Origin of the sequence: Photobacterium kasasachensis (assembly GCF_050336885.1) — a bacterium.
GTDB lineage: Bacteria > Pseudomonadota > Gammaproteobacteria > Enterobacterales > Vibrionaceae > Photobacterium > Photobacterium kasasachensis.
Genome location: NZ_JAKJSH010000007.1, coordinates 84,093 through 109,303, shown reverse-complemented (window position 1 = coordinate 109,303; position 25,211 = coordinate 84,093). Strand labels below are relative to the sequence as shown.

The following is a 25,211-nucleotide window of genomic DNA, read 5'->3' as shown; positions in this document are numbered from 1 at the left end:
TTTACAGCTTGCCGTATTTCTTCACTATTAGTAGCGCCCGTGATTTGTTGCGTCTGCAAAGGGTAAATTGATATTCTTTGATGGAATGAAACTGCGACTGTTAATGGAAAATGAGAATAAAAACTCTTGCACCTGCCAAGCTAAGCACAAGAACGGCTCTATTATTTGGAGCAGGCTTGTTTGCGATTGCTGCTATCTGCTTGTTTTGTGCCCGTTATTTTTTTCTTTTGAACCTTAATGATATTGAGCGCCAGCAGATTCTTAAGGATAACTATCAGGCTAAAGCCGTCATCGATATTCTTATTCGCGGTCAGGGAGAGCGTTCATACGACTGGGCGAACTGGGATGAAAGCTATCAGCTTGTGACCAAAGGTGATGATGCCTACCGGGATCGAAACCTGAACTTTGATGCGCTGAATAACCTTGAGCTTGATTTGATGCTTTTTGTCAGCAAAGAAGGAGAGATCATTGAAAGCTCGATGGCAAGTGGGCATGGTCGAACATCGAAGATTTCACCTGACATACTTCATCAGCTATTGTCCTTGCAGGGGATAGGCGACTACCTTGATGCTCTTACTCAAGGTCACCATCCCGAAAACCAAGTTAAATCAGGACTGATATCAATATCGGGTAAAGTGCTGGTCGTCAGCGTGACGCCGATTCGAAACAGCCTTGCCAATAGCCCGGTTGGCGGCTGGCTGATTTGGGGGCGCTATTTATCAGCCGTTTTCCCCAGTCAATTCGAGGAAGTATTATCTGCCGAAAATACGCTGGTTGCGGTAACACCGCAAGACAGCATAGAGGGTAAGCTAATTCCTCTTACTCAAATTGAGAATAACGGGAAAGATCTTTCGGCCTGCGTTGTGCTCAATGATTTCAACAGTAATCCCTTAGCTATTCTAAAAAGCAGCCGACCACGAACTATCTACCAGGAAGGTAACCAGCTTATTATCTGGTTAGCCGCAGCGATGCTTATATCCGCTGTGATTACCGGTGTAGTGACTTTGCTCGCGTTTCGCCGAAAAGTGGGTAGCCGTTTTATCGCGCTCGAAAAAGGACTTGAGACCCTGATCCGGGACGAGTACAGCACTCCGATGAAAGTTGATGGTAACGATGAGTTCTCGATGGTGGGCGAGGTTATAAACCAAATCCTGACAAAATCATCCCATACCGACTCAGCCCTTAATGATGTTGCTCAAAAGTTTGAAGCCTTGTACCGCACCAGCAACCTTGGGCTGGTCATCGTGCTTGATGGTCAAATTGTTGATGCCAATGATACCTTAGCCTCTATTTTGCACTATCCGTCTGGGAGGGTTCTTGTCGGTCAGCCTTTACTGAATATCTGTTCGGAATCCGGTGATCAAAGTGGCAAGGTCGATGCCATGTATCAAGCTGTAGCCGCCGGACAAAGACATTTTGATACGGATATGCTGGCAGCAGACGGCAGTTTGATTACTTGTAAGCTGGAAGTGACTCCCATTAAACAACAAAATGGCGAGGCGCTGATGCTGTCCGTTAAAGATGTCAGCCACCAGAAAAAGCAGGAAGGGTTGATTAAACAACTCGAAAAATACGATACGGTGACGGGACTGGCCAATCGTCAGACCCTTTATAAACTGTTATCGAACAAACTGGCTGATAAACAGCAAGGACCACAGTTAATCTCACCTGCGCTGATTTATATCCGGATAGAAAGGTTTAATATTGTCGCTGGCGCATTCGGGCACCAAATGGCCGATGAGGTGCTGGTGGCCGTTGCCAGAATGCTTAAGCGTGTTGTCGGTAGGGGAACCCTGGGACGTGTGGCAGACAGTGAATTTGCCTTTGTACTGACTGAAGGCAGCCGTTTTATGCCTTATCGTCATGCCAAAGCCATTATCGAAGCGCTGCATGAGCCGTTAATGGTCGAAGGTGTCGAAGTTCAGCTAACCGTCTCAGTGGGAGTTGTGCTAACGACAAAACAAATTTTATCTGCAGATGAAATGATGAATGCCGCCGAGTATGCAACCTACCGGGCGGGATTAAAGCCATCACGGATTCAGCTGTTCAACCATCGTATTGCGGAACAGCTAAAGAGTCATATTTTGATTCAGCGAGATATCGCCAAGGCTATTCGCGATGGCAGTATCTATCCTAAGTTTCAGCCTCTAGTGTGTGCTGCTACTGAAGAAATATCTGGTTTCGAAGCATTGGCTCGATGGTACCATCCGGAGCTTGGAGAGGTGTCGCCGGGCCGGTTTATTCCGATGGCAGAGTCACGAGAAATGATTATCGCCCTTGGCAGCCGAATTTTGGATAAATCCTGTGAGTTCTTGGCGCAAGTTAACCGCCAGCGTCGGGAAAATAACTTAGCGCCGCTATCGGTGCATGTGAATTTGTCGAGTCCGCATTTTTCGCATTCCCAGCTACTTCACCAGATACAGTCTGTGCTTGAGCGACATCAGATTGAGCCTGAGAATCTGACGATCGAAATAACCGAAAGTATGTTGATAGGCTCGACCAAGCAGGTTATTCACCGAATGCAGGTAATCAAGAACATGGGGGTCAAGTTGGCACTTGATGACTTTGGAACCGGCTATTCGGCGTTGAATTCACTGTGCGAGTTTCCGCTTGATGTCGTCAAGCTGGATCAAAATTTTGTCAAGCGCATTGGTGTCGATGACCAAGGGGAAATACTCATTAGCAGTGTGGTGAGCATGTCGAAGGCTCTCGGACTTAAAATGGTGGCTGAAGGGGTCGAAACTGAGCAGCAAAAGAAAGCGTTACAGGGGTTGAAGGTCGAAGAACTTCAGGGGTATTTCTTCTCCAAGCCTTTGTCATATGAAGAGAGCTTGCGCGTTGCGCTGGATGGGCGTGTTACGCAACCAGTAAGGTGATGCAAGAATAAAGGTTGTGATAACTCTCCGTACTCTAATTCTTCTGGCTGACGGAGAGCTATCCCTAAGTGTGTAGTGACCGTTACGGCGCAATTCGAATCGGTGTACCGTCTGACACGTACTGGGCAATTTCTCTGATTTGCGGGTTGTTTACTGCAATACAGCCTCGGGTCCAGTCTACGCCTTCGTAGACAAGGGGCATGTTCTTTCCGTTTGGCAATCCGTGAATAAAGATATCTCCGCCCGGATCAACACCGAGTTGCTGAGCTCTCAACCTGTCTTGCTGGTTAGGATAATCGATATGCAAACTCAGATGGAACTTACTTTGTCTGTTTTTGAAATCGAGTGTATATAAGCCTTCTGGTGTTCGGTTATCTCCCCGTTTTTGTTTATGTCCAACAGGTTGCTTACCTAAACTGATATTATATTCACGAAAGACGGTATCATTCTTTATCAGGAACATTTTTCGTTCGGCTTTCTTAACCAAAACCATATCAGCGGTAGGTCTGTCACTGAATGCCATTGCGCTTTGTGAGGCGACTACTAATAATATAAAAAGTAATTTTTTCATTAACTGCTTAATATTGTTATAAATTTATTGTGTAAAATAATAATGGAGTCTTTAATAACGAATAAGAAATAGAGTTATTACTTCATAAGCATCCTTGCTGTTATTATTCCGGTAAGCCTTATGGCCATCAATAATGGTTATTATTGTTTTTGACATTGCTCTGACATGGCTGACTTTAGTCAATGTAATATAAATTATCAATATTTCATGTGCCTTTTATGAGGTGATATTGATCCCAAACTTGTTGTTTTAATTTCAATGTATTGAAATAAATATAGTAATTATTTTGCCGAGAATAAGGCAAAATATTGTCACTTTTTTGGCGTCAAAATATTGACTGAAAAATGCCGAAATAATGCCGTAAAAAACGTCAAAACATCTCACCGAATAACTCATACATCACAACTTTGCTTTATGCCATGCGATGAGTTTGGTTAACTTTGATATGATAAATAATCAAATGATTGCTTATTTTCATTGGCAAGGTTTTATGTGATGCAACAAGATCGTTATCAGGTTTATCATCTGGAAGAAACGTCATTTCAATTAATTCAATCTTATTCCCGTTGGCAACAAGTTGTTCAATGGGCGTTAGAGTTGGAGCTTAATAAAAAGCAAAAATGGTATGTTGTTGATATACATGCAGATGATAATTGTGAAGATGTATTCCAAATTGATGCTTTCGGGCTTCTGAAACCGACAGGCCACCGTGCATGTTCTTGCTATGATCAGGTGAGATTGCTGCCGTTATCTGCATTAACCCTGGAGGGAGTGTTAGAACCGTTGGCGCTGACAGACGGAGTGACAGTTCTTAAACCGCTTGCTGAAGCTAGCTATGAAATCCAGGTGCTGAATGGCAACGATGGCATGAGCACCTTTGCTGCTGAATCAAGCCTGCTGGAAGCACCTTTTCAACGCCAGTATCAATCCGACAATGATGTAGCATTGCTTGTATATTGCCATGACGAGTTGATTGCTACGGCACTTTTCAGTCGTTATATCGAAGACCATCGTTTTCCGTTCCATTCATCAGAGTTGTGTTATGAGCTCTCTTTGCATACTGTCTATGTATTGCCTGAATACCGTTCTCTGGGAATAGCGACCAGCCTGGCAAACAGCATTGTAAATATTGCGCGTAAAGACATGCTGAACCTTCATCATGTGCTGCAAGGAAAGATCAGGCTGAAACCCTGGTTCTCCGCTTTGGCTTTGACACCAGGAGGGGAGGCGATTTGCGATATCCTGAGCGAAGCGTTTGTAGAAATGAATGACGACATCATCGAAGAGCTCATGGACGAAGGAATGGCGATCAGCTATCAGGATCCGGTTATCTTTGTCGAAGGCATGGCTTAACACCTCCCATAAGTGAGCCTGTACAGAGACCATTGTCTGTTCAGAGATCATAGTTTTATCGGTTCCTCGGGCACGCAAAGCAATTGAGTGCCAGAGAAACCAATTGCCTCCTCAGCCAGAGTGCGATCTGCGCTTCCTTCTTGTGATATTGGCTTGGGTAACAAAAAAGTCGAAAATGGGCGCAAAGAGATTGGCGAAGAGAATGGCGAGCATAATGCCTTCAGGGTAGGCCGGATTAATTACACGAAGCAGCACTGTCATCACTCCAATCAGTACCCCAAATGCCCACTTTCCTTTGTCTGTAAATGCTGCTGAAACCGGGTCGGTGGCCATAAAGAACATCCCGAATGCAAACCCACCTAACACCAAGTGCCACCAAAACGGCATTGAAAACATAGGATTAGTTTCCGAGCCAATGAGGTTGAACATTGTCGAGGTGATGACCATTCCCAGGAACACACCGGTTACAATGCGCCATGAGGCTATACCCATGGCAATAATCATGATACCGCCGATAAGCAGTGCCAGAGTAGACACCTCGCCAATGGACCCAGGAACATTGCCAATAAATGCGTCCATCCAGCTAATTGAGTCGCCGGTTGTGTTGTGAATCAGTGCCGAGGGACCGCTTTCGGCCCACTGACTGAGCGCTGTTGCCCCGGTGTAACCATCGGCTGTGACCCAGACTAAGCCGCCAGAATGTTGTGCTGGATAGGCAAAGTAGAGAAAAGCCCGTCCGGCGAGCGCGGGATTAATGAAGTTTCGGCCTGTTCCTCCAAAGACTTCTTTGGCAACAACGATACCGAAAGTGATGCCCAAAGCCGCTTGCCACAACGGAGTGGTAGGCGGGAGGATGAGGGCAAATAAAATTGAAGTGACAAAGAAGCCTTCATTGATTTCATGCTTGCGTATGACTGCGAAAAGAACTTCCCAAAAACCGCCGACGATAAAAACGGTCAGATAAATGGGCAGGAAGTAGGCAGCCCCTAATAGCATGCGGCTGCCCCATCCTGCACTGTCGGCGAGAGATCCGCCAAGCGCAAGACTTGTCGCATAATGCCAGTTGGTTTCGGCAAGGGTTACTATCTGTTCAGGCGAGTAGATAGTATTGAGTGCGATAATGGCCTGGTTACCGATATTGTACATTCCCCAAAATAGGGCAGGGAAAGTCGCTAGCCACACCATGATCATGATTCGCTTTAAATCAATGCTATCACGTATATGGGTGTGACCTTTAGTGATCGTGCCGGGTGTGTAGATGATGGTTGCAATGGCCTCATACAATGCATGCCATTTTTGATATTTCCCTCCGGGCTCAAAGTCCGGCTCCATTTTTTCAAGAGTTCGTTTAAGACTCATAAAGTGTGCCCTCACATCAAATACAAAATTCAAACGTAAGATGACGTGCCAGTAAATATCATTACTAGCAAGGGCTGAGTGGTGGTTTAATTTATATCTATACGCTTAACTAAGGGTAATGGCAAGAAGAAATATCTGATTGATAAACTCTAAAATATCGATGAAATATATCTCACTAAATTGGTTGGTAATAATGTTGTTAATTATCATTGGTTTGTGTTTCTTTGCCAAGTTAAGGAATATATTAATGTCATCATTGATGTACAAATTCAGAGAGGAGGCTTATTCAAACACAATTATTGTGGTTTTATCATTAAGGGCGGATTATTAATATCCTTGTGTTTTTCATTGTTGTTTGTCAAAGGATGAAGAGGCTAATAATTAGGTGGTTACAAAAATAATAAAACGCCTAATGATAGTTAATAGCGTTAATCGTACTGAAAATGTCCCAACGAATGCAGATAGATGAACCATAATTTAACTTTGATCGTATTAGCATAATAGAGCTTTCATCACATGTACTACCTGAACCGGGCACCTTGATACGTTGGTTTGGGCTAAGGAGCAACTATGAATGAACTCGCAGTTGATCTGGCAAGGTTCCAATTCGCATTTACTGTTTCTTTCCATATCATTTTTCCGGCATTCACTATTGGCTTGGCGAGCTACCTGGCTGTGCTGGAAGGTTTGTATCTAAAAACAGGCAAACACAAATATATCGAGCTGTACCATTACTGGATAAAAATCTTCGCTATCAGCTTTGGGATGGGCGTCGTCAGCGGCATTGTGATGAGTTATCAGTTTGGTACTAACTGGAGTGTCTTTTCTGACAAAACCGGCCCCGTGCTTGGCCCTCTGATGGGTTATGAAGTCTTTACTGCTTTCTTTCTTGAGGCGGGTTTTCTTGGTGTGATGCTGTTTGGTATGAACCGAGTCGGGAAAAAGCTACATTTCCTGTCTACTGTTATTGTCGCATTCGGTACCCTGTTCTCAGCATTCTGGATCCTTTCTGTAAACAGCTGGATGCAGACACCAGCGGGCTATTCGATGAATGAGCTTGGCCAGTTTATCCCTGAAGACTGGTGGGCCGTCGTCTTTAATCCTTCTTTTCCTTATCGTCTTGTTCATATGGTGCTGGCGGCATTCTTGACGACGGCTTTTGTCGTGGGAGGAGTCGGGGCTTTTCATTTGTTGCGTTCTCAGAGCAATCATTTGGCACGAACCATGTTTTCAATGGCAATGTGGATGGCCGCGATAGTCACCCCGATCCAGGTAATCGTGGGGGATCTTCATGGCCTGAATACGCTTGAGCACCAGCCCGCCAAAGTGGCTGCGATGGAAGGGCACTTTGAAACCCAAAAAGGGGCTCCACTGATCTTGTTTGGCTTACCCAATGAAGAAGAGAAAACCGTTGATTACAAAATCGCGATTCCGCATCTCGGTAGCCTGATCCTCACGCATGAGTGGAATGGCGAGGTGAAGGGGTTAGATGCGTTTCCCGAGGATGAACATCCGCCAGTCGGTATCGTTTTTTGGAGCTTCAGGATCATGGTTGGGATCGGGTTTCTGATGCTGGCAATCGGCCTGACTAGTTTGTGGTTGAGGAGAAAAGACGAGCTTTACCATAATGAGTGGTTCCACCGCTGCTGCGTTGTGATGGCTCCGACTGGCTTTGTCGCCATTATTTGTGGCTGGGTGACCACGGAAGTAGGGCGACAGCCATTTACCGTTTATGGGTTACTGAGAACCATAGATTCCATTTCACCCGTTAACGCTGCTGCGGTAAGTGTGTCGCTGGCGGCATTTGTTGTGGTGTATTTCACTGTTTTTGGCGCAGGTTTTTTCTACCTGCTTAGGCTGATGCGTAAATCGCCGACCAAGTACCAGGCGGAGCTGAAAGGCCAATCGGCTGTATCAACCACAACTGACCCAACGCTATAGGAGGCCATATGGATTACGCATTGATATGGTACATGCTCATTGCTATTGCGGTTTTCGCCTATGTAGCACTTGATGGATTTGATCTCGGTATTGGGATTTTGTTTATTGCCGGCGATTCAACCAAAGAGCGAGATTTGATGATGAATAGTATCGCCCCGGTATGGGACGGTAATGAAACCTGGCTGGTGCTTGGTGGCGGCGGTTTATTTGCCGTATTTCCTTTAGCCTATGCGGTGGTAATGCCTGCCTTGTATGCCCCGTTGATCATGATGTTGCTCGGGCTCATTTTTAGAGGAGTCGCATTCGAGTACCGTTTCCGGACCCGGCGCGGGCAATTTCTATGGGATAGCTCATTCTTTATTGGCTCACTGATGGCAACCTTCACCCAGGGCATGATGCTTGGCACCTTATTGCAAGGCATTGAAGTGGCTGACAGGCAGTATAGCGGCGGCTGGTTCGACTGGTTCACCCCCTTCAGTGTTTTCTGTGGATTGGTAACTATTGCGGCTTACAGCTTGCTTGGTGCCTGCTGGTTATTGATTAAACTGCCGAAACCTTATCAGAGTCGCTATTACTCGACAGCCAAAAGGTGTGCCTTGATTATGGTGGTTATGGTTGGGATCCTGAGCTTGTGGCTGCCTTTAGGAAATAGCGAAATCGCTGATCGCTGGTTCTCATTTCCGCAGGCATTTTTGTTCTTGCTGATCCCGGCAGGGTCTGCTTATCTGGTGTACCTGTTGTTTAAAGACCTGATAGAACATAAACCTATTAAGGCATATCTGGCCAGCCTTGGTCTATTCCTGCTGGCCTCGCTGGGATTTGGTGTTAGTACCTATCCTTATATTGTCCCGCACAGCCTGACTTATGCTGAGGCTGCTGCGCCTGATACCAGCTTGAAATTTCTGCTGGCTGGCGCGGTCGTGTTATTGCCGTTGATCATTGCCTATACGGCGTATTCGTACTGGGTGTTCCGAGGCAAGCTGAATGAAGATGAAGGGTACCATTGATGATCAATCCGTGTTTTAAACGCTGGCTGTGGTTTGTTGCGTTGTGGTTTTGCGGCGTGTTGAGTTTGTCACTGGTCGCGTTACTGATCCGCTGGGCACTGAATGTTACCTAGGACAGTTTTTTTCCAGCTAGTTTAGCTAATTAAGGGTCAACACTCCGTGCACCTTGTTGCTCCAAGGTGCACGGAGTTATAACGAAAGGAGAAGTGACTAGTAAGCTAGCTCCCTTTTCATAGGGTTACCTTCGTCTTTGTCGATACGTCTGTTTCTTCCATGATTTCAATCGTATCATCGGGCCTGAAGGGGGGCTGTTGCTGACTCTTTTGCTGCTTATCACGACCTAACATGAGCAGGCAAGGTGTCAAAATCAAGGTGAGCAATGTAGCAAACGTCAGGCCGCCTGCTACTGCTGTTGCCAGCTGTGACCACCATTGGGTACTGGGCGCACCAAATTCCACTTTTCTGTTTAGCAGGTCAATGTTCATTTCCATGACCATGGGCATCAGGCCCAGCACTGTCGTGATGGTGGTCAACATAACAGGACGTAAACGCTGGGCACCGGTATGCATTATGGCAACCGTTTTTTCATAGCCTTTTCGGCGCAATTGGTTATAGGTATCGATAAGAACGATATTGTTGTTGACCACAATACCAGCCAGAGAGATAACACCAATTCCAGACATTATGATGCCAAATGGACGTTGGAAGATGAGTAAGCCGAGGAAAACACCGACGGTTGAAAACAGCACGGCACTTAAAATCAGCAAGGCCTGATAGAAACTATTGAACTGGGTGACAAGGATCAGTCCCATTACAGCCAGTGCAACAACAAAGGCTGATTGAAGGAACTGAGATGACTTATCCTGATCTTCGTTTTGCCCGCGAAGTTTGACATTAATATTATCAGCTAATGGCATAACATCGATAGCAGCCTGAACCTTAGGAAGCTCTAAGCTCAGGTTATAACCGGGGGCAACGTCTGCCATAACTTCCAGAACGCGTTTACCGTCAGTACGGCTGATCGTGTGCTGTTTCGGTGATGGTGCAATACTGGAGAAGTTGGTGATAGGAACTAATCCATAGAGCGTTTTTATCCTCAGTTCATCAAAGCGGCCGATATCACGCTTGTCCTGTGGGTAGCGCACAAGTATATCGACTTCTTCATCAGTATCATCCGGCAGATATTCACCAATTTTCAAGCCGTTAGTAACAAACTGGACTGTATTACCGACAAGCGTGGCATCACCACCAAAGCGAGCAGCATCATCGCGGTTAATTTTGATTTCCCAGTCGATCCCTGCCTTGTTACTGGAATCGGAAATATTGGTGAAGGTGGCCTGAGATTCTACCCAATGGCGGATCTGCCGTACGGCTTCGGTCATGTCTGAGCTATTGGTACCGGCTACTTCAATGATCAGATCATGTTCACTTGGCGGCCCGGCATCCGGTGACTTGAATTCCAGCTCGACGCCGGCCAGATCATCGGTTTTGGTCCGAAGCTCGGCGATAATATCCTTGATAGGAGCACGGTACTGCCAGTCTAGCGGATTAAGTTGTATATAGCCGATTTGATCTTCCCCGCCAGTTCGGGTGTAGACGCTGCTGATCCCCGCTGTACCGATGATCCTCGCTTCGATATCGCGCATCAGCTTATCTTTTTCATAAATCGACAAGTCACCGTGAGAACGCACTTTAAGCGAAAAGTGAGGAGGATCCACTTCGGGGAAGAATACGACACCGAGTCCAGCCTTCGCATAGCCAAAAGCAACGAGCACCGCGAACAACAGGGCACCAGCAAGTATTTTTAAGGGATGGCGAATTGCGATAGCCAGACTATTCAGGTAAAGCCGGGTAAGTCCTTTAGCTTTATCGAACTCACCTCGTTCGAGCGCCAACTTCCGTTGAAGCTCTTTTTTATTGTTCTGTTGAGGTTTACCAATGACACTGCCAACCACAGGAACAAACAGGAGCGCCATAATCAGGGAGGCACTCAGTGTGGCTATCAGGGTTAACGGCAGATAGCGCATAAACTCCCCGGTAATATCCGGCCAGAACAGCATGGGGGCGAAGGCTGCCAGGGTCGTTGCTGTTGAGGCGGTAATAGGCCATGCCATGCGTTTCGCCGCTTCCCGGTATGCCTGTTTGCGTGGGGTACCTTCCAGCATTCTACGATCAGCATACTCAGTGACGACAATAGCACCGTCCACTAACATACCGACAGCCATGATCAGGGAGAACAGAACAATAATATTTACGGTGAGCCCGCTCATAGCGAGTATGAGTAAACCGGTTAAAAATGAGCCGGGTATTGAGATCCCAACGAGTAGGGCAGTTCGGGAGCCGAGGATTGCCAGTATGACAACCACAACCAGGACAATTGCCGACATGATATTGTTTTGCAGGTCGGCAAGCATGATTTTGACATCTTTAGACTGATCGAGAGTGTACTCAACCAGCAGGTTGTCGGGCCACATTGCCGTTTGCTGGGCTTCCTGAACCACAGCCTTGACTAATTCGACGGTTTCGATGATGTTCTCGCCACTTCGCTTTTTCACATCGAGGACAACAGCGGGCTGGCCGTTAAGACGAGCGAAACTGTTCGGATCACGAAACGAGCGACGTACTGTGGCGATATCACCGAAAGTGATAACTTTATTGCCGTCTACCTTGATGGGCAGTTCAAGAATGTCTTTGAGCGAGTCGAATACCGAGGGAACTTTGACAGAAAAACGGCCATAACCGCTGTCAATAAACCCGGCTGCCACCACACGGTTGTTACGTGAGACGAGATTGAATACGTCATTTTGGTCAAGGCCGTAGCTCTCCATCAGCAGGGGTTCGACAACAACCTCTACAACATCTTCCCGGTCGCCGGCAATATCGACTTCCAGTACCTGGCGGTAGCTCTCCAGTTTGTCTTGAAGCTGCTGTGCAATTTGGATGATCGTCCTTTCAGGGACGGTCCCGTAAAGCACCATGGATAGGACCGGATCAAAGCTGGCTATCGTCACTTCTTTTACGATTGGATCATCGCTATCGGCAGGCAGCTTAGTTTTGGCGGTATCAACAGCTTCGCGAACATCGACCAATGCCTCGTCAAGATCGGTGCCTACATTGAACTCAAGTACCACAGACGCATAGCCTTCTGCAGCCGTCGCTTTCATCTCTTTGATACCTTCAATTGAGCGAAGTTCTTTCTCCAGCGGGCGAACAAGCAGTCGCTCTGAGTCTTCTGGGCTGATCCCTTCGTGTGACACAGAGGTATAGATAACGGGAATGGTAACGTCGGGGTTCGCTTCTTTGGGAACCACCTGATACATAATGGCACCAGCGATCAAGATCAGAATTAACAAGGTGATCATGGTGCGTGTGCGGCTTAATACCGCATCGATAATCGCGAACATTATTCATTCTCCGCCTGATGCACCGGAATGACGTTATCGCCTGCACGTACAAAGCCCTGGCCGACAGTAATAACATCAACTTGATCGCCAACCCCACTGAGCCAGACGCCATCGGGTTCTACTTTGACAATCGCAATAGGAATAAAGTTGACGCGGTTATCATCGGCAAGGGTCTTAATGCCCAGGTTGCCTGACTCATCCAGTGCCAACATAGAAGGCGTTACTTTGATAGCCGATTGCTTATCAAGTTTAAGCTCGACATCAGCGCTGACGCCAGCTGCTAACTTCATGTCCGGGTTCGGGATCTCAATCTCAATGGCGAAGGTATTGGTTTGCGACGAGGCTACGCTGGCCTGATATCTGAGTTCTCCCTCAGTGCTGTAGCCATTCAGCAGTGAAATGCGCGCTTTCTGCCCGGTATGGATCTGCTGGATATGGCGCTCGCTGACATCAGCATTAATTACTAAAGGATTGAGATCAACCACGGTTGCGACAGGATCGCCAACGCCAAGGTAGTCACCTTTTTCTATGTGCAGCGTCTCGACAATTCCGTCGAACGGCGCTTCGATCAGGGTGTTTTCCAGTGCCAGTTCCAGGTTTCTTACCGTGGCCTTTGCATCAATCAGTGAAGCTTCTGCCTGGCTTAATGCCACTTCGCCCTGTAGCCCGCGCTCGCGAAGAGATCTTGCTGCGTTGTGTTCCTTCTCTCGAACCATTAACAACGCCTCGGCACGTTTGAGTTGTAGCTCGCGATCAGCCTTGTTGAGCTGGATCAGCGGCTGGCCTTCGGTAACCCGTTGCCCCTTACGAACCAGCAGCTTATCTACGGTTCCAGAAACCTCTGCTCCCAAGGTTGCCTGTCTGTCAGGAGCAGTACGCCCGTATAAGGATATAGAGCGTTGGGTAGGTTGCGATTTGAAGTTGGTTACAACGACTTTTGCTAATGGTGCTTGTTCTTTTTCACTAGGCTGAGAAGCTTCAGCTTGTGGTGCCGGTTCGGTTCCGGAGGTACCACTGAGCAGCCACAGTCCAATAGCAAGCAGGATAGCAAGAGAGATGATCCAAGGTTTTTGGGAAAGAAATCGGCGAACTGACATCATATATCACAATCCTTGTATGGCAGGTGGGACGATATCGAATGGATACAGTCCAGAGATTTTAGGTTGAGCCAATCGGCTGCAATATGATGCTTATATTATCATCATTGAATATCTGCTGGTGGTTTCACATCTAATAACGATGACTGACAGAGTATTCCATCATTTGGATTAACTCTCTTATTATCAATATATAAGTTAAAGTTATTGGATGATCTTCCTGAGAATTATTCTTTTTTAGAAGCATATCGCTTTCTGGGTTGATCTTTCTTATGAAATTTGCGTCATTTAGGGTGTTTTTTTCTTATTAAATTCCAGCGCACTTCAAACTTTTAATTTTGGCATTCAGGAAATGAATGCTATGTAACCGAATACATTTCGGTTATTTGCCTGTTTGCGTTTTCACCTGAACGCATTGGTCGCGAACTGCCTGAACTTTTTTGGTATGTATCCGTTTACCTTGAAGTTAAATTGATGCTATTAGCCCCATACGAAACGACTGTCTGTGATTGCGGATATTGCATCTTCACCCGCCAAGGCGTCATACGCTCCCGCTGCGTAAAGGTAGCTGAAGGTGTAGCGCTGTACAGGTGTAAGAAATGGGCGAGGGCGCCAGTGGGTAAGACCGATCTTCATTGATGTGATCACAGCATACAGTTTAAATATATGATTTGTTGGTAAAAGTTGAACAAAAAGCATGGGCGTTATACGATCTCAGTTCGTAAAATATAATGTTAGTTTTTCAAGGAAACAATATGAAGTTATTACCAATATTTTTAGTGTTCATTTTTGCTTGGACTGCTCAAGCCGCAGAGGGAATGAACATTTTGATCCTTAAAGAAAACTCAATTAAAGAGATCGAGAAGGCTAACCCAAAGGTATCAGCAAGTGAGCTAGTTTTTATAGGTATGGATGTAAACACTAAGAGTAAAGAACTGGCCAAAAGTTATATAGAACTTGACTTTGTAGATAAAAATTCTCTTCACTCAGATGATTTTTCTGAATTCTCATACGACAGATATATTGTATCTTTCAATATTATTTCTGGCGTACCAGAGAAAGTAGAGAAAGGTGGATGGGGATCGTATCAATCTGTCGACAATCACGTTATTAAATGAATTGTTTGCACCGAGCTATCAAGGCATTTAAGAGTGATTCTCAACGCTTGGCATTTTCCATTTAAGGTTGGGTTTTGTGTTTAAGGCGTAATGGATTAGTTTTGGTGATAGCGTTATGTTCCTGCATCCACTCCCGCTGCGTACAAAGTAGCAGAAGGCGTAGCGCTGTGCAGGTGTAAGAAATAGGTGAGGATACACGAAAGGATTAGCCAATACTTATAAAATAAAAGCATCCTAATTTCTTGAAGTTAGACTGCTTCAGCTTTCCTACCAAATTAATACACAAGCGTCTTGATATCTAGACACTTGTTGCTTTCAAGTTTGATTATGATGATAAAAGTCGATTTCAAACTTAGATGCTACTTAATATGTCCATTTTTTTAGTTACAGTTACTACTTATGTCGAGGTTTTCAAGGAAAAGATGGTGATATAAAGTTTAACAAAGTGATCTCGCCGACCGTAGCGTAATTAATGTAACACATACTCTCAAAATCCCTCCCAACACTTCTCAGCAAATGGCACTCTGCCACATTGATTACGACCGAGCCCCTGAGTTAACTCTCAGGGGCTTTTCCGTTTTAGGGCAGAGGTAGTTTGGCTTGGGTAGGACACCTAAACGAAAAAAGCCTGTTCCTAAGAACAGGCTTTCTTATGTATGGTGCGTCTGAGTGGACTCGAACCACCGACCCCCGCCATGTCAAGGCGATACTCTAACCAGCTGAGCTACAGACGCAAATTGTTATTCTCATCGAGAATTGGTACGACCGAGTGGACTCGAACCACCGACCCCCACCATGTCAAGGTGGTGCTCTAACCAGCTGAGCTACGGTCGTATCATTTGTTAGTAGACTGCAATTATATTGAATAAGGCAGTGTACTGAAATTTGGTGCGTCTGAGTGGACTCGAACCACCGACCCCCGCCATGTCAAGGCGATACTCTAACCAGCTGAGCTACAGACGCAAATTGTTATTCTCAACGAGAATTGGTACGACCGAGTGGACTCGAACCACCGACCCCCACCATGTCAAGGTGGTGCTCTAACCAGCTGAGCTACGGTCGTATCATTTTTAAGTAGACTGCATTCATATCGAATAATGCAGTGTACTGAAATTTGGTGCGTCTGAGTGGACTCGAACCACCGACCCCCGCCATGTCAAGGCGATACTCTAACCAGCTGAGCTACAGACGCAAATTATAATTCTCATCGAGAATTGGTACGACCGAGTGGACTCGAACCACCGACCCCCACCATGTCAAGGTGGTGCTCTAACCAGCTGAGCTACGGTCGTACTGTTGTGTTCCTGAGAACAAGGAGGATATTAAACACTTCATTCTGGTGGTGCAAGTGCAAGTATCCAGAAAGTCAGAAAAAAGAGATTGTTTGCTTACAGTTTGTCCAAAGCGGGAGCCGAATCGGCAGTTGTGGGGAGTTTCGCGCTAATCAACTTTAGAATAGCGCGAATATAATGGCTTGTTATTGCTCGATTTCTGCTGTTTTATCTGCAGTTTCTTCAAGGGTATGGAAGAGCTTTTCGAATGTTATGGTCAGCTTATGGTTAGGCAGCAAATGGATCAGAGGTTGCTGGTGGTAGTGAGACTCTTTCATTTTGATCGAAAGCGGAAGATAAGGCTCTAGAATCGGCAACCCGAGATCACTCAGATCGGCGATGATCTGGGCCGGGAAGTTGGCCTGGGCATTGAACATATTAACGATCACACCCTCGACTTCCAGCTTGGGATTATGATCCTCACGAAGTTCGGCCACATTATTGAGCAAGGTGATCAGTGCTTGTTGAGAGAAGCTGTCGCAATCGAAAGGAATTAACAGCCGTTTGGCTGCGATCAGGGCGGCCTTACTGAAGAAGTTCAGGTTCGGCGGCGTATCGATATAGATGCGATCATAGCTTTTCTCGAGCTCATCCAGGGCATCTCGAAGCTTGTAGATTTTATAGCGTCGTTCGAGTTCAGATTCTATTTTTTCGAGCTTAGGGCTCGAGGGAATAATATCAAGGTTAGAGAAAGGCGTGGGTTGCGGAAAGTCTTTGACCGGCGTCGATACTGAAAACCACCCGACAGTTTGATTGAGTAAATCAGCTACCGTCGTATTGCTATCGCTGTTGATATCATAGCCGAGGTAATGGCTACTATTGCCTTGTACATCGAGATCAATCAATAACGTTTTATAACCATTGGCTGCACTTAGTGCTGCCAAGTTTGCCGCGATGCTTGATTTTCCCACTCCACCTTTTTGATTGAATACTACCCGACGCATTGTTTCCTACCTTGGAATATGTGTAATTAGAATACGTTACCTGACGCTATTATGAGTCGCAATGCTTATTTGAGTAACTCGTGATCAGGGGGTAATAATCGTGAAATCCACAGCACTAACTTGTGCTTCATGTTAGGACCATCTTCCTGATTGGTTGCTAGCGGGGTAATTTGTTTCGCCTCGACTAAAAGGCGGTAGATGCATTCGACTTTGTCTTTCGGCGAGACCGTTTTGTCGAGGTCTCCATATCCTTGCTTTTTCGCAAACGCCATGCCGAGCTCTAGAGCTTTCTTAAGCAGTTTGGCTTCATTCTTGTGTTTCTTCATTGTTTGCTCCTTGCAATACGGATTTGCTGAGTTCACACAGCCGGATGAACTTAGCGAATAGGTATTGCCGAGCTTTCATCTTAGAGCGAACAGCGCAGAAATAACAGTATGATTTTATTCAAATACTGTGCAATCGCTAATTTTGTGTCCCGAGCTTGAGCTGGCATCGCTTGAAGGTCCGTTGCCAAAATTCCACATGCTTAAGGATAGCGTCTCTGAAGCTGGCATGCAGTTCACCGGCAACATAGCTTTGATAGTAGGCATTAAAGTGGGAAGAGACGGCAGATGGAGGCTGCAATATCACTTTCAGCGGGGTCTGAATTTGACTGTATTGCGAGTCTAGCTCTGCCAGGTAGGGTTGGATGTCCCCGACAAAAAAACGATGAAAAACATTACTGAGATAGACCGCTTTTTGCTGGTTACGGTTTGCACCACAGATGATGTTTGCTTCGTTGGATTCCAACAGGTGGGTAGATGCATTTAGCCAGTCCCGGGAGCGGGCGAGCGAATATACAAGCTGGCCGAAATATCTATGGGTATAAATCTGCTGTTGGTAATCCAACAGGCGCTCAGCTTGCTTGGGCGGAACGGTAGCGCCATCTTGTAGCGTGTTATGAATGTACAGTAAGTAACGCATAGCATCATGGTTTGCGGCAAACCCCGGATATTCAGTGAGGCCAAAAGGTTTGTGATAAATTCGCAACTGCTTTCGCCATTCCTCTCCGGTAGTCAGCATATTCCATAAATAAACGGGGAGCTGTTGCTGTTTGAGTTGGTGGAGTTGTTTGAGCTCGGGAAGGATCTCAGCATCCTGGGGCAGGGTAGCGAGGCAGTGCTCTAAGCCATCCATGAATAGTAGTTCGTAGCGGAAGCGATGCGTTTTATCTTGTACTTTGCCCAGGATTGAATTTCTTTCGGCAATTAAGTGAAACAAACCGCACTTTCTTAGCTCATAGGCATCCAGTAACCCGATGCGAATGTCTTCAATGGGTAAGAGCAAATCTCGAATATCGGCCAGTTGCGGAATGTCAGTATCCGGTTTCTTTGAGGGAGAGACCTCCAGTACGTTGGCCAGGCGTTCGTTGTAGGTTTCAAGGCTATCTTCAGCCGTAGTAAATTCGCACCCTGTAAGAGTGAGTAAAGCTATAACGACGATGGCGAAAAAGAAGGGTTTGTTTGGCATCACATAGAGTACTCGTTTTCTTCTATTATGGTGAATACCATGGAAAAAAGAAAAGGCGACACATGGCCGCCTTATGTTGAAAATGAATTCTTTTTATCGAAGTGACATGGCTATCTGAGCATCATCGTCCTGTTTGTGAACCCAGTGCATGCGGGCACCCAGCATGATTGCAGCTGATGTTAAGCCGATAATGTTTCCGTACCAAAAACCATGAGGCCCCATTGGTTCGGCTATCCAGTCTGTCATTCCCAGGATATAGCCGATTGGCAGGCCGAGGATCCAGTATGCAATGAAGGTACGGACAAAAATGGCTTGCATGTCTTTGTATCCGCGTAAGGCACCAGCGGCAACAACCTGTATGGCGTCAGTACACTGGTAGACAGCTGCCAGGAAGAGCAATTGGCCGGCAAGGATCACAACGTCTGGGTTGTCGGTATACAGCAGGGCAATATCTTCACGGAAAATAACCGTTAGCGCAGCAGTTGTCATCGACATCAGCAAGCCTATGAGCAGTCCGCAGTGGCTGGCGATTTTTGCTTCGGTAAGGTTCTTTTCACCCAGCAGATGGCCGACCCGGATGCTAAGCGCGGCACCAAGACTCATTGGCAGCATGAACACCAGCGAGGAAAAGTTAATGGCAACCTGGTGCGCGGCGACAACAATTGAGCCGAGCGGTGAGATCAGCAGGGCGATAGCAGCAAACAGTGATACCTCGAAAAACAGAGATGCCGCGACAGGAAAGCCTAGCTTGAACAATCGCAAAATGGCTTTCAATTGTGGTTTATGCCAGGTAGTAAAAAGGCCGGCAGCCTTAAGACGCTTGTTGATCAGTACATAGATCAGCATAGAGAAAAACATCAGCCAGTAGACGATAGCCGTAGCCACACCACAGCCAACTCCGCCAAGCTCAGGGGCGCCAAATTTACCGTAGACAAAGATCCAGTTGAGCGGAATGTTGGCTGCCAGGCCAATGAATCCGATAACCATGCCCGGTACTGTCATCGACAGTCCTTCAGAGAAACTCTTCAGGGTTTGGAAGAACAGAAAAGCCGGCACGGCGAACAGAACTGCGTGCATGTAGCCAATGGTTTTTTCGCCAAGCACGGGCTCGACATCCATCATATCAATGAGCATACCTGCATTGTAAAGAACAAGCATGATCGGTATCGAGATGATCAACGAAAGCGCAAAACCATGCTGAACTTCAAACGGGATCTTTTCTTTTTTCCCTGAGCCGTTTAGCTGGGCAACGACAGGAACAAGTGCAATCAGCAAACCAACACCAAATAGAATGGAAGGTAACCAGATACTTGCCGCCACGGAAACTGCGGCCATATCGGTTGCACTGACGCCACCGGCCATAACGGTATCGACAAACCCCATGGATGTTTGGGCGACAGAGGCAATAAGCACAGGTATTGCTAGCTTGAGTAAGTGGCGTGTTTCACGCCTGTAATTATGCACAGAATGCTCCTGAAGCAGAGAAAAGTAATACAAATAAACGAGGGTGGATTATAGCGCCTCGAAACGACGATACAATTGTTGTTGGAGTTATTACACCAGATTATTTGAGTGAAGCTGGGTATCGATAACTGCTTTGCTTTTGCCAGTTTGTTTGGCTTTATAGAGCATCCTATCAGCAATGGCATAGCAGCTCAATTTACCAGGAACGCAACGTGTGGCACCGATACTGGTGGTAATCACAATTGAGGTGTCTTGAACCTTTAGTGGTGATTTTTCAAGACCCTCGAAAATTTGGTCTGTTAATTGTCTAACTTGTTCGGCGTTTCTGCCTTCGGACCAGATGGCAAACTCTTCGCCGCCAATTCGGCCAATGTAATCGCCTTCTGCCAGGCTGTTTTGGCAACATTCGGCAAAGTGCTGAAGGGCGAGATCGCCGGTAACATGGCCAAAGTGATCATTTAACTGTTTGAAGTTGTCGATATCCAGAATAAGAAGCCAACCATCTGCGTCTTTGGAGGATTGCTCGAATTGCTCCCAGAAATGGCGACGGTTCGCAATCCCGGTTAACGGGTCGATATAAGCAAGCTCGCGTAGCTGGCGATTGGCGATACTCAGTTCTTCTGTTCTGGCCCTTACACGCTCCTCCAGCTGTAAGTTCTGCTCCTCGAGAAGCGTATTCAGCCGTTTGGTCTCTTGCTGTTGCTGATCAAGCTGGCGGATTGTTGATTCTATATGCGTGGTCATTTTGTTGAACGACTTTTCGAGTTGTCCGACTTCATCATCGCGATCAACGGTGATCTTCTTATCCCATTTTCCCTGGCTGATTTCTTCGGCAATTTTGGTTAGCTGGCGGATAGGCGTCAATATATAGCGGGTACCAAGTGAACCGTAGTAGGTTGCCAGGGCAATCATTAACACCGTAATAATGATGGCATAGTGTTTTGCTTGGAGAAATCCAGGAGTAAGATCTGACAATGGAGAGTAAAGAACAATCCGCATATTGCGTTTAGCGCTTAAGGGATAATCCGTATGGTAGCTTACCCAATCTTGCCCTTGATACGTAAACGGCAGCGTAGATTCAACATGCAGTTCATTGTGTTTTTGTTGAACGTGGAGCCTTATCTGCTGCCAAAGCGGACCTAGTGCGTCTGATTGAGGGGAGTTCACTGTGATTAGTTGGCCTTCCTGAGGTCGGTGCAGAGGGTTGCTGCTGGCAACGATTTGACCATCCTCGTTAACGAGGGCTACGGTACTATTTTCGCTGGGTTTGGCTTTAATCAGTTCGTTGACCACGCTGGTGAGTGTGATATCAAGCCCCCATACGCCAACAATCTGATTGTTTTCATCCCGCAGAGCTTTGGATAGGGTAATGCCTAACTGGTTTTGATCAATGGCGCCAGGGTAGAGGTCACTCCAAATGGATTTATCTGATGTAAGTGCGCGTTGGTACCATTCTCTCGTACGGGCATCAAAGTGATCCGTGGTTGCGGTAGCAACGCCACCTTTTCCGTTGTACAGGGTCTGATAGCTGGTTAAAGGGCCTGCAACCCCGTTTTCTGATTCCAGCCGAATGAAGTGCTTGTCCCAGTCTTGCCCAAGAGATAGCAAACCGCCGTCATTGTTGGCAAAGTAGAAGTAGTCGATGGTAAAGTGATGATTTAGCACGTTGGCCAGATACGCAATGAGTTCGTCACGATCCTGAACGATAGTCGGCAGGTTTGCTTCAATTCTCTGCTGGTGCTGATAGACACTCCGAGCTTCAGAAAAGAAATTATCTAGTTGGTGATAAATGGTTTCACTGGAGTGGTGGTATAGCCTTTCTATGGTTTGCAGCCGGACCTGCTCGGAGCTGTGATACCATAACAGTCCAATAGGTATGGCCGTTAACAGAACCAACAGGGTAAGGATTAACTGAATACGCAGACCAAGGTTTTTAGATAATTGACTTAACATATTATACCCTTTATACCCTTGGGCCATTCAGGAATTTATAGGCTGATATTGAATGCCTCGAAGGATATATTCTCCTGTCGATGGTTACAAATGTTATAGCCGTGTTTTATAAGATTTTTGTTTAAGTTATAGGGTTGGCTGAGTGAATTGCAGCCCTCTTATACAGGGAATCAATTGTTCCTTTGTGAATATCAACAGGAGAGACCATGTTTACCGGGATTGTTCAGGGTACTGCGGAAGTTATCGAAATTACCAAAAAAGATCAGTTTCAAACTCATGTTATTCGGATGCCGTCGCAGTTGTTGTCTGGACTTGAAATTGGTGCCTCAGTGGCACATAACGGTTGTTGCCTGACGGTAACTGCGTGTTCTGGTGACGAGGTCGCTTTTGATTTGATGCAGGAGACATTAAAGGTGACCAACCTTGGTTTGCTGAAAGTCGGGGATGCGGTGAATGTTGAGCGAGCAGCCAAGTTCGGCGATGAAATTGGTGGCCATTCGATGTCGGGACATATTAACTTTTCGGCAGAAATCAGCGAGGTTATCACCAGTCCGAATAACTGTACTATTTGGTTCCAACTGCCTGAAGCTTACGCCAAGTATGTATTACGCAAGGGGTACATTGGCATTGATGGTTGTTCATTGACGATAGGGGAGGTTAAAGAAAATCGTTTTTGCGTTCATTTGATCCCTGAAACGCTTAACCGAACCCTGTTTGGCTGCCGCCAGGCTGGCGATATTGTGAATATTGAAATCGATCCCCAGACACAGGCCATTGTTGATACCGTTGAACGTGTGCTGGCGGCAAAAGAAAACGCCTAGTAGCGCTTTGTTTAATAACAATCCCTGCTGTTGCAGGGATTGTTTGTTTTAATGGGTATTCAGCCACCTACTAGGGAGATTAGTTAGAAAATCTGTTCATCGTCGGCATCAACGAATAGATTTATGGTTTTATGCAGCTCATCAACTTCCATCGTTAAATGAATGGCGTGGCAACATGCCGGACAATCATCGTAAAACTCTTGGCTACCTGCGCTGGCATCGAGGGTTATCCTAATATTATGTCCGCAATGAGGGCATATAACCCCTTGTTCAGTATAGTTTTTCATAGTGTACTCCGTAGAGGTGCTGAGCACATAAAATCGGCTTCATTACTGATTTATAGGAATAATTGTATATAACTAAACTTTAGCGTCATGCATTCGTTTTTGCCGAGAATTAACTGCAAAGTTTGATTGGATAAGAAGTTTCGGAGAAATAATGAAAGTTTTGTCAGAGATTGTTATTTTTGGCTGGATGTTTGTGGTTTTATAAGATTTGTTTTGTTTGATAAAGTGTTGATTTTGGAACATTTATGAAGACTATAGGTATGCAAAACATGAGGTAAAGACAGGGCGATTTGTCTTTACCTCAGCATAGTAGCATCTAGCGTGTTACAGGCTGGCAATTAGTTGCTGATTTACTTCGTGAAGCGAGGAAAGTTTTCTATCAGCAATCGCCCAGCGCGCATCATCGGCATAGGCTTTTTCCGGTACGGCAATACCTTTCATTTGTGCGGCTTTGGCAGCAAGCAAGCCGTTTACTGAGTCTTCAAATGCGACACAGGCCTGCGGAGTGACACCCAGTTCATCGGCGGCATTGATGTAGACTTCCGGGTGTGGTTTGCCGTAGCGAAGGTGCTCGGCAGATAGTACCGCAGAGAACTTGCTTTCGAGGGAAAGGGCTTCCAGCGTTGACTGGATCAGGCGCATTGGCGAAGAAGAGGCAAGGGCAATTTTCAGACCTAGCTGTTCGCAGGTTGCCAGGGCTTCAAGTACACCCGGTAGCATCGGCTTATGCTCTTTGATTAGCTCTTCAACTCGCACCACAATCATTTCTGTTACTGTGGCACAGTCGAGATCTTGCCAAGGCTGTTTGGCATACCAAAACTCGACGACCTGATCGATGCGTAGTCCCATGGTTTGCAGGGTATCTTTTTGCTCAATTTGCACGCCTAGCGAAGAGAAAATCTCAACCTGTGCACGTTGCCAGAAGGGTTCCGAATCGACCAACAGGCCATCCATATCAAAAACAGCTGCTTGTAACATCAATATCTCTCAGTAAGAATAATAACGAAAACAAGCCGAGAGCTTGGCAGGATAACCAGCCAAGTGCTCAGCTTGTAATTTTTACTGAAGATACCATATATCTTAGATAGAGAATAATCCCGAAGGCGCCTGACTATTTGAGCAGGCCGAGTTTCTCTATCGAATGTTCGGCTTGAGCAATATAGCTGCCGCCAAACAGGTTACAGTGGTTGAGCACATGGTAAAGGTTATAAAGCTCTTTACGCTCTAGATACCCTTCATCCAAAGGCCAGACAGACTGGTAACCCTCATAGAAGGTTGGCGGAAAGCCACCAAAAAGTTCGGTCATCGCAATATCACACTCGCGATCCCCCCAGTAACTGGCTGGATCAAAAATAATCGGTCCGGTGACAGTAACGGCGGTATTGCCGTGCCAGAGATCACCGTGGAGTAGTGATGGTTTGGGCTGGTGGTGCATCAAAAGGTCGATGACTCGACTGGTGATGGTATCAATATTGCCCAAATCGATGCCTTTCTCCTGACAAATTTGCAACTGCCAGGCAATGCGCTGTTCGGCAAAGAAACGACACCAACGTCTGCGCCACTTGTTCGGTTGCGGGGTTAGTCCGATGTAATTGTCCCAGTCAAAACCGTATTCAGCCTGCTCGCCCCAGGAGTGCAGCCTGGCAAGTTCTTGCCCGAGTGTATAGGCGGCATCGTTATCAAGCACTTTGGTTGGTAGGTAGTTTAAGACCAGAAACGACTTGTCGCGGCAGGTACCGAGGTGAATGAATTCAGGGACTTGTATGCAATCAGCTTCGTTAAGGACATGCAGGCTTTCGGCTTCCGTCTCGAAAATCATCAGTTGCTCACGATCATTGAGCTTCAGGAAGTACCGATCATTGCCATCGCCAATACAGTAGCACTCATTGATATCACCGCCTTCAAGAGGTTCCTTTTCAATGATTTTGAATGGTTTATCTAAAACTTCTGAAAGCTGGTGAGAAATCGCTTGCCACATAGCACCCTCCACGGCTGATCAAGATAATACGAGACTTTATAAGTGTCTCATCAACATCTTAGTCTATTTATTGAGCAAATTACTGTGCGCTTATCAAGGTTTTAGCCTGTCCGAATAGGTGACGACTATTAAATAATAGTCAACTCGGCCTCAAAAAGTTGATTAAAAACGATGACAAAATAATGAAAAAGCCGGAAA

At 46.2% G+C, this 25,211-nt stretch carries 19 protein-coding genes and 6 tRNA genes; 6 read left to right on the top strand and 19 right to left on the bottom strand.

Features of this window, described 5'->3' with window-relative positions:
• Positions 1-176: 176 nt before the first annotated feature.
• Positions 177-2,876 (top strand): EAL domain-containing protein, encoded by a 2,700-nt coding sequence (locus L4D19_RS10395; protein ID WP_428452394.1) that lies wholly within the window; start codon positions 177-179, stop codon positions 2,874-2,876.
• An 82-nt stretch (positions 2,877-2,958) separates the two neighbouring features.
• Here L4D19_RS10395 and L4D19_RS10390 read toward each other — a convergent pair whose 3' ends face one another.
• Positions 2,959-3,447, bottom strand: a complete 489-nt coding sequence (locus L4D19_RS10390; RefSeq protein WP_428452393.1) for a L,D-transpeptidase family protein — start codon at positions 3,445-3,447, stop codon at positions 2,959-2,961.
• 495 nt (positions 3,448-3,942) lie between these two features.
• Here L4D19_RS10390 and L4D19_RS10385 point away from each other — a divergent pair, with 495 nt between their 5' ends.
• On the top strand, positions 3,943-4,800 hold the full coding sequence (locus tag L4D19_RS10385) for a GNAT family N-acetyltransferase (RefSeq protein WP_428452392.1): 858 nt from the start codon (positions 3,943-3,945) through the stop codon (positions 4,798-4,800).
• Positions 4,801-4,911: 111 nt separating this feature from the next.
• Here the strand turns inward: L4D19_RS10385 and L4D19_RS10380 are convergent, their stop codons facing one another.
• Complete coding sequence (locus tag L4D19_RS10380) at positions 4,912-6,159, bottom strand: NADH:ubiquinone reductase (Na(+)-transporting) subunit B (protein ID WP_428452391.1); 1,248 nt, start codon at positions 6,157-6,159, stop codon at positions 4,912-4,914.
• A 570-nt stretch (positions 6,160-6,729) separates the two neighbouring features.
• Here L4D19_RS10380 and L4D19_RS10375 point away from each other — a divergent pair.
• A complete protein-coding gene (locus L4D19_RS10375; RefSeq protein WP_428452390.1) occupies positions 6,730-8,100 on the top strand; it encodes a cytochrome ubiquinol oxidase subunit I in 1,371 nt (456 codons plus the stop codon).
• 8 nt (positions 8,101-8,108) lie between these two features.
• Positions 8,109-9,107, top strand: coding sequence for a cytochrome d ubiquinol oxidase subunit II (gene cydB / locus L4D19_RS10370; RefSeq protein WP_428452389.1), 999 nt, complete (start codon positions 8,109-8,111; stop codon positions 9,105-9,107).
• Between the two features lie 230 nt (positions 9,108-9,337).
• Here cydB and L4D19_RS10365 read toward each other — a convergent pair whose 3' ends face one another.
• The 3 genes from L4D19_RS10365 to L4D19_RS10355 all read right to left on the bottom strand — a co-directional run bounded on the left by L4D19_RS10365 (position 9,338) and on the right by L4D19_RS10355 (position 14,244).
• A complete protein-coding gene (locus L4D19_RS10365; RefSeq protein ID WP_428452388.1) occupies positions 9,338-12,511 on the bottom strand; it encodes an efflux RND transporter permease subunit in 3,174 nt (1,057 codons plus the stop codon).
• Positions 12,511-13,611, bottom strand: a complete 1,101-nt coding sequence (locus L4D19_RS10360; protein ID WP_428452387.1) for an efflux RND transporter periplasmic adaptor subunit — start codon at positions 13,609-13,611, stop codon at positions 12,511-12,513. Before L4D19_RS10360 ends, L4D19_RS10365 begins: the two co-directional genes overlap by 1 nt.
• 477 nt (positions 13,612-14,088) lie before the next feature.
• Positions 14,089-14,244, bottom strand: coding sequence for a hypothetical protein (locus tag L4D19_RS10355; RefSeq protein WP_428452386.1), 156 nt, complete (start codon positions 14,242-14,244; stop codon positions 14,089-14,091).
• Positions 14,245-14,363: 119 nt separating this feature from the next.
• On the opposite strand from L4D19_RS10355, the gene L4D19_RS10350 reads away from it, so the two are divergent.
• Positions 14,364-14,726 carry a hypothetical protein gene (locus L4D19_RS10350; RefSeq protein WP_428452385.1) on the top strand — a complete coding sequence of 121 codons (363 nt, stop codon included), beginning with the start codon at positions 14,364-14,366 and terminating at the stop codon, positions 14,724-14,726.
• 657 nt (positions 14,727-15,383) lie between these two features.
• Here the strand turns inward: L4D19_RS10350 and L4D19_RS10345 are convergent.
• The 11 genes from L4D19_RS10345 to L4D19_RS10295 form a co-directional block, all read right to left on the bottom strand.
• Positions 15,384-15,460 (bottom strand) — tRNA-Val (locus tag L4D19_RS10345).
• Positions 15,461-15,483: 23 nt separating this feature from the next.
• Positions 15,484-15,560: transfer RNA gene (locus L4D19_RS10340), tRNA-Val, on the bottom strand.
• 52 nt (positions 15,561-15,612) lie between these two features.
• A tRNA-Val gene (locus L4D19_RS10335) sits at positions 15,613-15,689 on the bottom strand.
• Positions 15,690-15,712: 23 nt separating this feature from the next.
• Positions 15,713-15,789, bottom strand: a tRNA-Val gene (locus L4D19_RS10330).
• Positions 15,790-15,841: 52 nt separating this feature from the next.
• Positions 15,842-15,918 (bottom strand) — tRNA-Val (locus L4D19_RS10325).
• Between the two features lie 23 nt (positions 15,919-15,941).
• Positions 15,942-16,018 (bottom strand) — tRNA-Val (locus L4D19_RS10320).
• 185 nt (positions 16,019-16,203) lie between these two features.
• Positions 16,204-17,001 (bottom strand): ParA family protein, encoded by a 798-nt coding sequence (locus L4D19_RS10315; protein ID WP_160651153.1) that lies wholly within the window; start codon positions 16,999-17,001, stop codon positions 16,204-16,206.
• Positions 17,002-17,066: 65 nt separating this feature from the next.
• Entirely contained in the window at positions 17,067-17,327 is a 261-nt protein-coding gene (locus L4D19_RS10310; RefSeq protein ID WP_075763414.1) for a DUF5062 family protein, read from the bottom strand.
• 136 nt (positions 17,328-17,463) lie between these two features.
• Positions 17,464-18,510, bottom strand: coding sequence for a DUF3080 domain-containing protein (locus tag L4D19_RS10305; protein ID WP_428452642.1), 1,047 nt, complete (start codon positions 18,508-18,510; stop codon positions 17,464-17,466).
• 93 nt (positions 18,511-18,603) lie between these two features.
• On the bottom strand, positions 18,604-19,974 hold the full coding sequence (locus L4D19_RS10300; RefSeq protein WP_428452384.1) for an MATE family efflux transporter: 1,371 nt from the start codon (positions 19,972-19,974) through the stop codon (positions 18,604-18,606).
• 90 nt (positions 19,975-20,064) lie between these two features.
• The gene (locus L4D19_RS10295) at positions 20,065-21,927 is read right to left on the bottom strand and encodes a diguanylate cyclase (protein WP_428452383.1); all 1,863 of its coding nucleotides are present in this window, start codon (positions 21,925-21,927) and stop codon (positions 20,065-20,067) included.
• A 206-nt stretch (positions 21,928-22,133) separates the two neighbouring features.
• Between L4D19_RS10295 and L4D19_RS10290 the strand changes: the two genes are divergently transcribed.
• The gene (locus tag L4D19_RS10290; RefSeq protein WP_428452382.1) at positions 22,134-22,748 is read left to right on the top strand and encodes a riboflavin synthase subunit alpha; all 615 of its coding nucleotides are present in this window, start codon (positions 22,134-22,136) and stop codon (positions 22,746-22,748) included.
• 83 nt (positions 22,749-22,831) lie between these two features.
• Here the strand turns inward: L4D19_RS10290 and L4D19_RS10285 are convergent, their stop codons facing one another.
• From L4D19_RS10285 to L4D19_RS10275, 3 genes are all read right to left on the bottom strand, one after another.
• Positions 22,832-23,035, bottom strand: a complete 204-nt coding sequence (locus tag L4D19_RS10285; RefSeq protein WP_075763419.1) for a CPXCG motif-containing cysteine-rich protein — start codon at positions 23,033-23,035, stop codon at positions 22,832-22,834.
• 324 nt (positions 23,036-23,359) lie between these two features.
• A complete protein-coding gene (hxpB, locus tag L4D19_RS10280; RefSeq protein WP_428452381.1) occupies positions 23,360-24,013 on the bottom strand; it encodes a hexitol phosphatase HxpB in 654 nt (217 codons plus the stop codon).
• A 133-nt stretch (positions 24,014-24,146) separates the two neighbouring features.
• Entirely contained in the window at positions 24,147-25,013 is an 867-nt protein-coding gene (locus L4D19_RS10275) for a fructosamine kinase family protein (RefSeq protein ID WP_428452380.1), read from the bottom strand.
• Positions 25,014-25,211: the final 198 nt, after the last annotated feature.

Excerpts from the sequence above, each read along its gene's own strand:
- L4D19_RS10390 (WP_428452393.1), bottom strand. The coding sequence starts at position 3,447 with ATGAAAAAATTACTTTTTATATTATTAGTAGTCGCCTCACAAAGCGCA.
- L4D19_RS10385 (WP_428452392.1), top strand. The coding sequence starts at position 3,943 with ATGCAACAAGATCGTTATCAGGTTTATCATCTGGAAGAAACGTCATTT.
- L4D19_RS10380 (WP_428452391.1), bottom strand. The coding sequence starts at position 6,159 with ATGAGTCTTAAACGAACTCTTGAAAAAATGGAGCCGGACTTTGAGCCC.
- L4D19_RS10375 (WP_428452390.1), top strand. The coding sequence starts at position 6,730 with ATGAATGAACTCGCAGTTGATCTGGCAAGGTTCCAATTCGCATTTACT.
- cydB (WP_428452389.1), top strand. The coding sequence starts at position 8,109 with ATGGATTACGCATTGATATGGTACATGCTCATTGCTATTGCGGTTTTC.
- L4D19_RS10365 (WP_428452388.1), bottom strand. The coding sequence starts at position 12,511 with ATGTTCGCGATTATCGATGCGGTATTAAGCCGCACACGCACCATGATC.
- L4D19_RS10360 (WP_428452387.1), bottom strand. The coding sequence starts at position 13,611 with ATGATGTCAGTTCGCCGATTTCTTTCCCAAAAACCTTGGATCATCTCT.
- L4D19_RS10355 (WP_428452386.1), bottom strand. The coding sequence starts at position 14,244 with ATGAAGATCGGTCTTACCCACTGGCGCCCTCGCCCATTTCTTACACCT.
- L4D19_RS10350 (WP_428452385.1), top strand. The coding sequence starts at position 14,364 with ATGAAGTTATTACCAATATTTTTAGTGTTCATTTTTGCTTGGACTGCT.
- L4D19_RS10315 (WP_160651153.1), bottom strand. The coding sequence starts at position 17,001 with ATGCGTCGGGTAGTATTCAATCAAAAAGGTGGAGTGGGAAAATCAAGC.
- L4D19_RS10310 (WP_075763414.1), bottom strand. The coding sequence starts at position 17,327 with ATGAAGAAACACAAGAATGAAGCCAAACTGCTTAAGAAAGCTCTAGAG.
- L4D19_RS10305 (WP_428452642.1), bottom strand. The coding sequence starts at position 18,510 with ATGCCAAACAAACCCTTCTTTTTCGCCATCGTCGTTATAGCTTTACTC.
- L4D19_RS10295 (WP_428452383.1), bottom strand. The coding sequence starts at position 21,927 with ATGTTAAGTCAATTATCTAAAAACCTTGGTCTGCGTATTCAGTTAATC.
- L4D19_RS10290 (WP_428452382.1), top strand. The coding sequence starts at position 22,134 with ATGTTTACCGGGATTGTTCAGGGTACTGCGGAAGTTATCGAAATTACC.
- L4D19_RS10285 (WP_075763419.1), bottom strand. The coding sequence starts at position 23,035 with ATGAAAAACTATACTGAACAAGGGGTTATATGCCCTCATTGCGGACAT.
- hxpB (WP_428452381.1), bottom strand. The coding sequence starts at position 24,013 with ATGTTACAAGCAGCTGTTTTTGATATGGATGGCCTGTTGGTCGATTCG.
- L4D19_RS10275 (WP_428452380.1), bottom strand. The coding sequence starts at position 25,013 with ATGTGGCAAGCGATTTCTCACCAGCTTTCAGAAGTTTTAGATAAACCA.